Source organism: Phenylobacterium sp. SCN 70-31 (assembly GCF_001724605.1).
Lineage (GTDB): Bacteria > Pseudomonadota > Alphaproteobacteria > Caulobacterales > Caulobacteraceae > Phenylobacterium.
This window is the reverse complement of sequence record NZ_MEEX01000021.1, coordinates 25266-37368: the sequence shown is the minus strand read 5'-3', so window position 1 is coordinate 37368 and position 12103 is coordinate 25266. Positions and strand designations below refer to the sequence as shown.

At 69.7% G+C, this 12103-nt stretch carries 9 protein-coding genes; 7 read left to right on the top strand and 2 right to left on the bottom strand.

All coding sequences use genetic code 11. The features are described from left to right. Nucleotides 1–30 precede the first annotated feature (30 nt). Complete coding sequence (locus ABS78_RS15590; RefSeq protein ID WP_293381192.1) at nt 31–1713, top strand: tetratricopeptide repeat protein; 1683 nt, start codon at nt 31–33, stop codon at nt 1711–1713. A 1-nt stretch (nt 1714) separates the two neighbouring features. Then, a complete protein-coding gene (locus tag ABS78_RS15585) occupies nt 1715–2590 on the top strand; it encodes a 4-(cytidine 5'-diphospho)-2-C-methyl-D-erythritol kinase (RefSeq protein ID WP_293381189.1) in 876 nt (291 codons plus the stop codon). A gap of 127 nt (nt 2591–2717) precedes the next feature. Here ABS78_RS15585 and ABS78_RS15580 read toward each other — a convergent pair whose 3' ends face one another. Both ABS78_RS15580 and ABS78_RS15575 read right to left on the bottom strand, forming a co-directional pair. Next, a complete protein-coding gene (locus tag ABS78_RS15580; protein ID WP_293381186.1) occupies nt 2718–4121 on the bottom strand; it encodes an ammonium transporter in 1404 nt (467 codons plus the stop codon). A 26-nt stretch (nt 4122–4147) separates the two neighbouring features. Continuing rightward, nucleotides 4148–4486, bottom strand: a complete 339-nt coding sequence (locus tag ABS78_RS15575) for a P-II family nitrogen regulator (protein WP_293381183.1) — start codon at nt 4484–4486, stop codon at nt 4148–4150. A 383-nt stretch (nt 4487–4869) separates the two neighbouring features. On the opposite strand from ABS78_RS15575, the gene ABS78_RS15570 reads away from it, so the two are divergent. From ABS78_RS15570 to ppdK, 5 genes are all read left to right on the top strand, one after another. Beyond that, nucleotides 4870–5424: a fasciclin domain-containing protein gene (locus ABS78_RS15570; protein WP_293381180.1), complete on the top strand. Its 555-nt coding sequence runs from the start codon at nt 4870–4872 to the stop codon at nt 5422–5424. A gap of 114 nt (nt 5425–5538) precedes the next feature. Next, complete coding sequence (locus ABS78_RS15565; protein ID WP_293381177.1) at nt 5539–5916, top strand: hypothetical protein; 378 nt, start codon at nt 5539–5541, stop codon at nt 5914–5916. Between the two features lie 119 nt (nt 5917–6035). Further along, entirely contained in the window at nt 6036–6920 is an 885-nt protein-coding gene (locus ABS78_RS15560) for a glycine--tRNA ligase subunit alpha (protein WP_293381174.1), read from the top strand. Nucleotides 6921–7081: 161 nt separating this feature from the next. Then, on the top strand, nt 7082–9352 hold the full coding sequence (gene glyS / locus ABS78_RS15555; protein WP_293381171.1) for a glycine--tRNA ligase subunit beta: 2271 nt from the start codon (nt 7082–7084) through the stop codon (nt 9350–9352). A 55-nt stretch (nt 9353–9407) separates the two neighbouring features. Beyond that, nucleotides 9408–12101, top strand: coding sequence for a pyruvate, phosphate dikinase (gene ppdK / locus ABS78_RS15550; protein ID WP_293381168.1), 2694 nt, complete (start codon nt 9408–9410; stop codon nt 12099–12101). Nucleotides 12102–12103: the final 2 nt, after the last annotated feature.

Sequence of the window (12103 nt, the reverse complement as noted above, 5' to 3'; positions counted from 1 at the left end):
GCCGACGCCGCGGACGCCCAGAGTCGGGCCATGCGTCGCTTCCTATTCGCCCTCGCCGCGCCCGCCGCCCTCCTGGCGGGGTGCGCCACCACATCGTCTACCGGGATCGAGCCGGCCGGTCCGCCTGCGGCGGACAGCGCCTACGGCCTCTTCCTGGCGGGCAACGCCGCCCTGAACGCGGGCCGGAACGCTGACGCCGCCCGTTTCCTGGAGTACGCCCGCGCGCACGGCGGCGACGATCCGGCCGTGTCCGAACAGGCCTTCACCGCCGCGCTGATGGCCGGGCAGGTCGCCAAGGCTGCGACGCTGGCGCCGACCGGACCCACCGCCTCAGAGCCGTCGAAGCGGATGGGACGGTTGGTGCGCGCCGTCGCGCTCCTGGGCGATGGCAAGGGCAAGGCCGCCCAGGCCGAACTGGGCGGCGACCCCATCGGCTTCCCGCACCGGGCCGCCGCGGCCCTGCTGGCGCCCTGGGTCGCCGCGGCGGCCGGCGACACCGAGGGAACGGTGGTGCGACCCCAGCTTCGCGGCGACGGGGCGGTGGACTACTTCGGGCAGATCGGCCAGGCGCACCTGTTCGAGCGCGCCCGTCGCTTCGACGAGGCCGAGACGAACTTCAAGGCCGTAACCGCCGGGGAGAATCCCAACGAGCTGGCGGTCCTGGCTTATGGCGGCTTCCTGGAGCGGCGGGGCCGCAAGGCCGACGCGCTGGCGCTCTACGACGGGGCGCTCCGACGCAATCCCTCCAGTCAGGCGGCCAGGGCGGCCAAGGCCCGGGCCAGCGGCGGCCGGGCGCCGGCGGCGCCGACGCTGAAGGAAGGCGCCGCCTTTGCGTTGCTCGCCCCGGCGGCCACCATGATCAGCGCCCGGCAGGAGGCGACGGCGCTGGCCTATCTGCGCCTGTCGCTGAGCCTGGACCCGCAACGAAACGACGCCTGGCTGATGCTGGGCGACCTGTTGCAGGCGCGCGGCGATCTGGAGGGGGCCCGCGCCGCCTATGGCCGGCCCAAGCCCGGCAGTCCCGCGTTTCCCGCGGCCCAGGCCAAGCTCGCCTGGAGCTATCAGAGCGCGGGCGACAAGGAGGGTGCGCTCAGGCTCGCGCGCGCCGCGGCCGAAACCGGCGACTTCGAAGGCCGCATCACCCTCTCGGACCTGCTGCGGGCCAACGACCGCAACGACGAGGCGGCCGTCGTGCTCGACACGCTCATCGCCGAGGCGAAGGCGCCGGACTGGCAGCTCTATTACGCGCGCGGTCAGGCGCATGAGCGCGCGGGGCGCTGGCCTCAGGCCGAGGCCGACCTGTCGAAGGCCCTCAGCCTTCGCCCCGACGAACCCGAGCTGCTGAACTACCTGGGCTATGGACTGATCGACCGTGGCGAGCGGCTCAAGGAGGCCCTGGCGATGGTCGAGAAGGCGGTGGCCGCCAACCCCCGGTCGGGCGCCATGATCGACAGCCTGGGCTGGGCGCACTATCGCCTGGGCGATTATCCCAAGGCCATCGAACTGCTGGAACAGGCGGTCGAACTCGAGGCGGGCGATCCCGAGATCAACAGCCACCTCGGCGACGCCTACTGGATGGTGGGCCGCAAGGACGAAGCGGTGTTCCAGTGGCGACGGGTGCTGACGCTGGATCCGGACGACAAGATCCGCGCCGACTCCGAGCGCAAACTCGAGTCCGGCCTGGGGCCCACGCCGCGCGTCGCGGGACCCTGAGGTGCCCGCGCGGCTGGCGCCCGCCAAGGTCAACCTGTTCCTCCACGTCGGCCCTCCGGGCGCGGACGGCTTCCATCCCCTGAGCAGCCTGATGGCGTTCGCCGACGTGGGCGACCAGGTGGCGATCGAGCTGGGAGAGGGGAGCCTGATGGTGTCCGGCCCGTTCGCGCGCGCGCTGGGGCCCGAGCGGGACAATCTGATCTGGACGGCGGTCCGGGCCTTCGTGGAGGAGCTGGGCCGGCCGATGGCCGAACTGGCCATGTCGCTGGAGAAGGCGCTGCCTGTGGCCAGCGGCCTGGGCGGCGGATCCAGTGACGCTGCGGCCGTGCTGCGCCTGATCCGGGATGTGTTCGCCCCTCAGATCGACGATGCGCGGCTGGAACGGGTGGCCGCGCGCATCGGGTCCGACGGACCGGCCTGCCTCTGGGCGCGTCCGGTCGTGGCCGAAGGGCGCGGAGACCGGTTGTCGCCCGCGCCGGGATTTCCGGCCCTCGACGCGGTGCTGGTCAATCCGGGGATTCCCGTCTCGACCCCCGCCGTCTATCGACGCCTGGACGCCCGTGGCGACTTCGGCGCCGTGGCGCCGCCGTCCATGCCCGACGCCTTCGAGTCGCCGCAGGAGATGGCGGCCTGGCTCGCCCTGCAACGCAACGACCTGGAGGCGGCGGCCATCGACGTCGCCCCCGAGGTCGGAACGGTCCTGGACATGCTGCGCGCGGAGCCCGAGACGCTGCTGGCCCGGGTGTCGGGGTCTGGCGGGACCTGTTTCGCGCTCTGCGCCGACGACATCGAGGCCGGGACCCTGGCCGGGCGGATCGAGGCCCTGGCGCCCCGCTGGTGGGTCCGTCGCTGCCGCCTCGGCGGTCCCTGGGACTGAGGCTCGCGGCCCGACGCGCGGGTCCGACGATCGGCCAAAGAAAACGGGGGCCCCGAAGGACCCCCGTCTCCACCCAGATGGCGTCCGTCCTGACCAGGCCGGACCGGACGCCCTCTCCCCCGAGCCCTTAGTGGTGCAGGGACTCGCCGTGTTGCGAGAGATCGAGGCCTTCGACCTCTTCGTCCTCGCTGACCCGCAGGCCGACCGTGAACTTGCAGATCATCAGGATCGCGAAGGTGGCGATCGCACACCAGACGATCGTGCCCAGGATGCCCACGAACTGGGTCACGATGCTCGCACCCTCGGCGGCTTCGCCGGCGACGGCCGAGCTGGCGAGCACGCCGGTCAGCAGAGCGCCCGCGATGCCGGCGATGCCGTGGACCCCGAAGACGTCCAGGCTGTCGTCGTACTTGAGCGCCTTCTTCAGCCACACCGCGCCGGCATAGGCGGCGCCGCCGCCGACGAGGCCGATGATCAGCGCGCCTTGCGGCGTCACGAAGCCGGCGGCCGGCGTAATCGCGACCAGGCCGGCCACGGCGCCGGACGCGAGGCCCAGCATGCCGGGCTTCTTACGCTCGACCCATTCGATGATCATCCAGGCGACGGTCGCACCCGCGGTGGCCACCTGGGTGTTCAGCATGGCCACGGCCGCCAGGCCGTTGGCGCCCACGGCCGAGCCGGCGTTGAAGCCGAACCAGCCCACCCACAGCAGGCTGGCGCCGATCATGGTCAGCACCAGGTTGTGCGGCGCCATGTTCTCGGCGCCGAAGCCCTTGCGCTTGCCCAGGACCAGGGCGCAGACGAGGCCCGCGATACCGGCGTTGATGTGAACCACCGTGCCGCCGGCGAAGTCGAGGACGCCCATTTCGCTCAGGAAGCCGCCACCCCAGACCCAGTGGCAGACCGGCGAGTAGACGATCAGCGACCACAGGACCATGAAGAGCAGGATGGCCGAGAATTTCATCCGCTCGGCGAAGGCGCCTACGATCAGGGCGGGCGTGATCACCGCGAAGGTCATCTGGAAGACCACGAACAGATACTGCGGGATGGTGCCCGACAGGTCGTCCATGGAGATGCCGTTCAGCAGGAAGGCGCTGAGGCCGCCCACGTACGGATTGAGCGCCGCGGAGCTGTTCTCGCTGAAGGCCAGCGAGTAGCCGGCGACCATCCAGACGACGCTGATGACGGCCGTGATGGCGAAGCACTGGGCCACCGTCGAGATGACGTTCTTGCCGCGCACCATGCCGCCGTAGAACAGCGCCAGGCCCGGGATGGTCATGGCGAGCACGAGCGCCGTGGAGGTGAGCAGCCAGGAGGTGTCCCCGGTGTCCAGGGTCGGTTCTTCCTCGGCCGGAGCGGCTGCGGCGGGCGCGGCCTCGGGCGCGGTTTCCACAACGGTAGTTTCGGCCACCGTCGCCTCTACCGCCGGCGGGGCCGCCTCCTGGGCCAGCACCGGCGACGCTAGCGGCGCCCCCAGCATCGCGGCCGCGAGGAGGATCCCCGTCAGCCGCTGAATTCCAAAGACTTTCATGTTCATAATCCCCTTGTCCCGATGCCCTAGAGCGCCGCTGCGCCGGTTTCGCCGGTGCGGATGCGCACGGCCTCCGCGACGTCGAGCACGAAAATCTTTCCGTCACCGATCTTGCCGGTGGCGGCCGCGGCCTTGATGGCCTCCACGGCCTTGCCCGCCGCCGCGTCGTCGACGACGGCTTCGAGCTTCACCTTGGGCAGGAAGTTGATCTGGTACTCCGCGCCCCGATAGATCTCGGTCTGGCCCTTCTGCCGGCCATATCCCTTGACCTCCGAGACCGTCAGGCCCTCCACGCCGGCGCCGACGAGCGCTTCGCGCACGTCGTCCAGCTTGAAGGGTTTGACGATCGCCATGATGAGTTTCATCCGCTCGCTCCCGCGTCCGGCCCTGTGGGCGGGCCAACCCCTCTCGTTCGTCGATGACCGCGTTTTCTGGATCCCCGTTAAGCGGTCGCCGGAACGCTATGTCGGGGTTGGGGGAGGGGCGGCCCGCCGGGGCGACCCGTATGGTCAAGAAGGCGGCGGCCGCTCAATTTGAGGGCGAACGAGGAGGGTGGCGCCTTCAAATCAGGCAAAAAGGGGTGTCCGGAGGGGCGTCGCGGTTCTTGACGCCGACCTGAGGCGTCGTAAATCCGGCGCCTTCCAAGCCTAGTGTCCCGCGCCTCCGGGCGGGAACCGCCTGGATTTGTCTGCGTAGTCACCGGGGCGCGAAAGCTCGCGGCCCGACAACACAAGGATACCGAACGACGATGACCCGTTTCCTGCTTGCCGCCGCCGCTGTGGCCGCCCTTTCAGCCGCCCCGCTGGTCGCCCAGGCCCAGGACGCCGCCCCCGCCGCCGGTCCCATCGCCGTCCAAGGCGATCTTGTGGACACGCTGAAGCTTTCGGGCCGTTTCAACACCTTCGTGGGTGGGATCGACGCCACCAATCTCACCGGCCTGCTGAAGACCAACAAGAACCTTACGGTGTTCGCCCCGACGGACTCCGCCTTCGCCGCCATGCCGGCCGACAAGCTGGCTCAGCTCAAGTCGGACAAGGCCGCGATGCAGCGGTTCGTGCTGCACCACGTCGTCAACGCGCCGATCGACTCGTCGAAGATCAAAGGCGCGAAGGGGCCGATTCCTTCGGGCGCCGGCGACACCATCCTCCTCGACGGCAGCGACGAGGGCGGCAAGCTGAAGGTGGACGGCGCGACCATCGTCCAGGCCGACCTCCACACCGGCAGCGGCCTGCTGCATGTGGTGGATCGTGTCCTCGTCGCCGGCGAGGGCGACGCCGAGGCGCCGGCCGCCCCCGCGAGCTGAGCTTCGGAGCGGCGGCTTTCTGGCCCGGGGCGGGAACCAAACCGGGCCAGGACCGTACAGCGTGAGCACACTCGGGACGGGGGCGCACATCCCGCGCAACCAGGAGTTCTGATCATGAAGCTCTCGCATCTGCTGACCGCTGCGGCTGGGGCCGCCCTCGTGGCCGGCGCCGCCCAGGCCCAGGTCCCGGCCCAGGTCCAGACCCAGACTCACTCGCCGCCCCAGGCCGGCCCCGATCGCACGACGGCGGCCGACACCTCGGTGAATCCGCCGGCCCCGGATGCGCCCGCCGCGAACACGCCGGCGCCTGCGGCGACCGACACCGACGTCACCGCGCCGGTGTCCGCCTCGACCACCACCTATGACCAGGGGGCGCAGGTCACCACCACGACCGTCTCCAACGGTCCGGTGCCGGATACGGCCGAGAACCGCGCCAAGTACGGCCAGCCCCTGTCGCAGACAGGACGCAAGACGGCCGCCCGGGGCAACTGACGGCCCCGAACGAGGAGCCGTTCACACGGGTTGAAGCCAAGGTCGGCGGGCCCTATGGTCCGCCGACTTTTGCGCCTGCGAATTCACGCCGAAGCCCCTCTCGAAGACTCCCTGGCCCTATGCCCGACAAGCCGCTTTCGTTTCAGGGCCTGATCCTGAAGTTGCACGACTATTGGAGCCGTCAGGGCTGCGCGATCCTGCAGCCCTACGACGTCGAGGTGGGGGCCGGCACGCTCTCGCCCATGACCGTCCTGCGGACCCTGGGCCCGAAGCCGTGGAAGGTGGCCTACGTTCAGCCGTCCCGGCGGCCGGCCGACGGTCGCTATGGCGAAAATCCCAACCGGCTGCACCAGCACCACCAGTATCAGGTCATCCTGAAGCCGAATCCCGAGGATCTCCAGGAGCTCTACCTGGGCTGTCTCGAAGCCATCGGCATCGATCCCCGGGTCCACGACATCCGTTTCGTCGAGGACGACTGGGAGAATCCCACCGTCGGCGCCTGGGGCCTGGGCTGGGAGGTCTGGTGCGACGGCATGGAGATCACCCAGTACACCTACTTCCAGCAGGTGGGCGGCCTGGATGTGTTTCCGGTCGCGGGCGAACTCACCATCGGTCTCGAACGGCTCTCCCTGTACCTTCAGGACAAGGAGAACGTGTACGATCTCGCCTTCAACGACGAGTTCACCTACGGCGACATCTACCTGGCCAACGAGCAGCAGTTCTCGGCGTTCGAACTGGAGGCGGCCGACGTCGCCACCTGCAAGCGCCAGTTCGAGGACATGGAGCGCGAGGTGCCTCGCATCCTCGCCCAGCGGGGCCGCCAGGCTCAGCCGCTGGCGCTGCCCGCCTACGACCACGTCCTGAAGGCCAGCCACCTGTTCAATATCATGGACGCCCGCGGCGCCATCGCCGTGGCCGAGCGCCAGAGCTACATCGGCCGCATCCGCGACCTCTGCAAAATGTGCGCGGAAGCCTGGGTCGAGAGCCAGGGCGGGAACGCGTGATGGCTGCGACGACGACATTCAGGTCCTCCCCCGTGCGAGCGGGCGAGGGGGACCACGAAGTGGTGGAGGGGGCGTTGGCCCTTCCGCCTTGTGCGCCGCAGCGCCCCCTCCGTCGGCTCCGCCGCCACCTTCCCCGCATGCGGGGGAGGAGCTAGATCGTCATGCCCCAGCTTTTGCTCGAACTCCTCTCGGAAGAGATTCCCGCGCGCATGCAGGCGCAGGCCGCGCGCGATCTGGAGCGCATGGTGCGCGAGCGCCTGCTGGCCGAGGGTCTGCTGCCCGAGGCGCTCAAGACCTTTGCCGGCTCCCGCCGCCTGACCTTGGTGGCCGAGGGCCTGCCCGAGGCGCAGAAGGACCGTCACGAGGAGATCAAGGGCCCGCGCACCAGCGCCCCGGACCAGGCGCTGGAGGGCTTCCTCCGCAAGAACAGCCTCCAGAAGTCCGACCTGGTCGAGAAGGACGGCGTCTGGTTCGCCACCCTGCATCGCCACGGGCGTCCGACGCCGCAGATCGTGGCCGAGATGGTCGAGGCGGTCGTCCGGGATTTCCCGTGGCCGAAGTCGATGGTCTCGGGCGTCAGCAAGCTGCGCTGGGTGCGGCCGCTGCGGCGGATCCTGTGCGTCTTCGACGGCGAGGTCGTGCCGTTCCAGATCGACGGAATCCCCAGCGGAGACACCACGGTCGGCCACCGGTTCATGGGCTCGGGCCAGGCCTTCAAGGCCCGGACCTTCGACGAATACGCCGAGAAGCTGGAGAAGCGTTTCGTCGTGCTCGACCCGGAGGAGCGCAAGGCGCGCATCCTGGACGCGGCCAAGACCCTGTGCTTCGCGCGGAACCTGGAACTGGTCGAGGACGCCGGCCTGCTGGACGAGGTATCGGGGCTGGTGGAATGGCCGGTCCCGGTGCTGGGCGACATGGACCCGGCGTTCCTGGACCTGCCGCCCGAGGTGATCCGCACCTCCATGCGGGTTCACCAGCGCTACTTCGCCGTGCGCGACCCGCGGACGGGCAAGCTCGCGCCCCACTTCATCACCGTGGCCAACATCGACGCCACCGACGGCGGGGCGACGATCGCCAAGGGCAACGCCAAGGTGTTGTCAGCGCGACTGTCGGACGCGCGGTTCTTCTGGAGCGAGGACCGGAAGGTTCGTCTCGAGGACCGGCTGGAGAAGCTGCGCGGCGTCACCTTCCACGCCAAGCTGGGCGCCATGTACGAGCGCGTCGAGCGGCTGGAGATGATGGCCGGGGCGCTGGCGTCGCGCGTCGGCGCCGATCAGGCCAAGGCGGTGCAGGCCGCGCGGCTGGCCAAGGCCGATCTCGTCAGCGGGGTGGTGGGCGAGTTCCCCGAGCTTCAGGGCGTCATGGGCGGCTACTACGCGGCGGCCGAAGGGCTTTCGCCGCTGGTCGCCGAGGCGATCCGCGACCACTACAAGCCCGCCGGCGCGAACGACGAGGTCCCGGACCGGCCCGTCACCATGGCCGTCTCCCTGGCCGACAAGCTGGACACGCTGACCGCGTTCTTCGCGATCGGGGAAAAGCCGACCGGTTCGCGCGATCCCTTCGCTCTGCGGCGAGCGGCCCTGGGCGTGATCCGGATCGTGCTGAACTCCGAACTGCGCATCCCGCTGCGGACGGCGGTGGCCGACTGGTACAGGGCCCTGCGCTGCTACGTCGATCCGGGCCGGGCGCTCTGGGTTTCGACGCCGAAGCTGGTGGCCCACCTGGGCGCCGCCGGCCGCGCCAAGAGCCGCGAGTTCGATACCTATCTGCGCGAGTTCGACGAGGCGCTTCTGGACGGTCGGCCACACGTGGTGGCGATGGACCGGGAGGTGGATCTCGTCTTCGACCGTCTGGAGCGCGAGAAGCCCTCCGGCGATCTGCTGTTCGAGTTCAGGCCCTACGAAGAGGTGTCGGCCGAGATCGTCGCCTTCTTCGCCGACCGCCTGGAGGTCTGGCTGCGCGAACGGGGCCAGCGGCATGACCTGGTGGCCGCGGTCTTCGCCCTGGGCGACGACGATCTGGTGCGGGTGGTCGCGCGGGTGAACGCCCTGGATGCGTTCCTCAAGACCGATGACGGGGCGAACCTGCTCGCGGGCTACAAGCGCGCGGTGAACATCCTCAAGGCCGAGGAGAAGAAGGGGGCGCTGCCGGCCGGCGCGCCGGTGCGGATGGGGTCGTCCGCGCCCGAGGAGACGGCGCTGATCGCCGCCGTGTCCGACCTGGACGGCGCGCTGGATGCGGCGCTCGAGGCCGAGGACTTCGCCGGCGCCATGCGGGCGCTCTCGGGCCTGCGTGCGCCTGTCGATGCGTTCTTCGACAAGGTGTTAGTGAATTCGGATGTAGCGGAGGAACGCGAGAACCGCCTCCGCCTGCTGACCAGGGTGCGCGACGCGATGGGGCAGGTGGCGGACTTCTCGCAGGTTACGGGCTAGACACCGCCCGGGAGACCGCCTGCGGGCGGGAGAGGATCGGAAGGTAGACAGGGTTATGGCCGATACGACGGTGAAGACGCGTTGGGTCTATGCCTTCGGCGGCGGTTCGGCCGACGGCGATGCGTCGATGAAGGACCTGCTGGGCGGCAAGGGGGCGAATCTGGCCGAGATGTCGTCGCTGGGCTTGCCCGTGCCGCCGGGCTTCACCATCACCACCGAAGCCTGCACCCACTATTACGCGAACGCACGGAGCTATCCGGGCGACCTCGAGGAACAGGTGGCGGCCGGCCTGGCCAAGGTGGAGGAGATCACCGGCAAGCGCTTCGGCGATCCGGCCAACCCGCTGTTGGTGTCGGTCCGTTCGGGCGCGCGGGCTTCGATGCCGGGGATGATGGATACGGTCCTGAACCTGGGCCTGAACGACCAGACCGTGGAAGGCCTTGCGAAGCTCTCGGGCGACCGCCGCTTCGCCTTCGATTCCTATCGCCGCTTCATCCAGATGTACTCCACCGTGGTGCTCGACCTGGATCACCACATGTTCGAAGAGATCCTGGACGACCACAAGGATCGCCTGGACATCCATGTCGATACCGGCCTGACGGCCGAGCACTGGGAGGCGGTGGTCGCCGACTACAAGCGCGCCGTCGAGGACGAGCGGGGCGCGCCGTTCCCGCAGGACCCCAAGGAACAGCTCTGGGGCGCCGTCGGCGCCGTGTTCGCGAGCTGGATGAACGACCGCGCCAAGTTCTACCGGCGCATGCACGACATCCCCGAGAGCTGGGGCACGGCGGTGAACATCCAGTCGATGGTGTTCGGCAACATGGGCGACGGTTCGGCCACGGGCGTCGCCTTCACCCGCAATCCCTCGACGGGCGAGAACAAGCTGTACGGCGAGTTCCTGATCAACGCCCAGGGTGAGGACGTGGTGGCGGGCATCCGCACGCCCCAGCCGCTGACCAAGGCGGCGCGCGAGGAGATGGGCGACGTCAATCCCTCGATGGAAGAGGCGCTGCCCGAGGTGTTCGCACAGTTCAAGGGCGTGGTGGGCGCGCTCGAGAAGCACTACCGCGACATGCAGGACATCGAGTTCACGGTCGAGCAGGGCCGGCTCTACATGCTCCAGACCCGCAACGGGAAGCGCACGGCCAAGGCGGCGCTGAAGGTGGCGGTGGACCTGGCCAGCGAGGGCCTGATCTCGAAGTCGGAAGCGGTCATGCGGGTCGAGCCGGCGTCCCTGGACCAGCTCCTGCACCCGACGATCGACCCCGCCAGCCCGCGCGACGTCATCGCCTCGGGTCTGCCGGCCAGTCCGGGCGCCGCCACCGGCAAGGTGGTGTTCACGGCGGAGGAGGCCGAGAAGCTGGGCGGTTCGGGCGAGGCGGTCATCCTCGTGCGCGAGGAGACCAGCCCCGAGGACATCCGTGGGATGGACGCCGCGCGCGGCATCGTGACGGCCCGCGGCGGCATGACCAGCCACGCCGCCGTGGTGGCCCGCGGCATGGGCCGTCCCTGCGTCTCGGGTGCGGGCGAGGTCCATATCGACGCCCGCGCCGGCGAGTTCCGCGCCCGGGGCAAGACCATTCGCGCCTACGACATCGTCACCATCGACGGCTCGACCGGCGAGGTGCTGCAAGGCGCGGTGAAGATGATCGAGCCCGAGCTCTCGGGCGATTTCGCCACCCTGATGGGATGGGCCGACGAGATGCGCCGGCTGAAGGTCCGCGCCAACGCCGAGACGGCGCTCGACGCCCAGACGGCCCGCCAGTTCGGCGCCGAGGGGATCGGCCTCTGCCGGACCGAGCACATGTTCTTCGATCCGGCGCGGATCGCGGCGGTGCGCGAGATGATCCTGGCCGACGACGTGGCGGGCCGGAAGGCCGCGCTGGCCAAGATCCTGCCGATGCAGCGGCAGGATTTCGTCGAGCTGTTCAAGATCATGGAAGGCCTGCCGGTCACGATCCGCCTGTTGGATCCGCCGCTGCACGAGTTCCTGCCGCATACCGAGGAGGATGTGCAGGCGGTGGCCGAAGCCACGGGCCTCGACGCCGCCAAGCTGCTGCGCCGGGCCCAGGAGATGCACGAGGTGAACCCCATGCTGGGCCACCGCGGCTGTCGCCTCGGCGTTTCGTACCCCGAGATCTACGAGATGCAGGTGCGCGCGATCCTGGAGGCGGCCTGCGAAGTGGCCGCCGAGGGGCGCCCGGCGCCGATCCCCGAGATCATGCATCCCCTGGTGGCCAAGGGTGAGGAGATGCGTTTCCTGCGCCAGCTCACCGACCGGACCGCCAAGGCGGTGATGGCCGAACAAGGCCGCGAGATCGCCTACATGGTCGGCACGATGGTCGAACTGCCGCGCGCGGCGCTGCGGGCCGGCGACCTGGCCGAGAACGCCGAGTTCTTCTCGTTCGGCACCAACGACCTGACCCAGACGACTTTCGGCATCAGCCGTGACGACTCCGGCCGGTTCCTGAACGCCTATATCGAGAAGGGCATCTTCGAGAAGGACCCCTTCGTCAGCCTGGACCAGGAGGGCGTGGGCGATCTGATCCGTATCGCCGCCGAACGGGGCCGGGCGCAGCGGCCCGACGTGAAGCTGGGCATCTGCGGCGAGCACGGCGGCGACCCCGCCTCGATCCAGTTCTGCGAGGGCGTGGGGCTCGACTACGTGAGCTGCTCGCCCTACCGGGTGCCGATCGCCCGGCTCGCGGCCGCGCAGGCGGCTATCGGCGAGCGCGAAAAGGACCGTTAGGC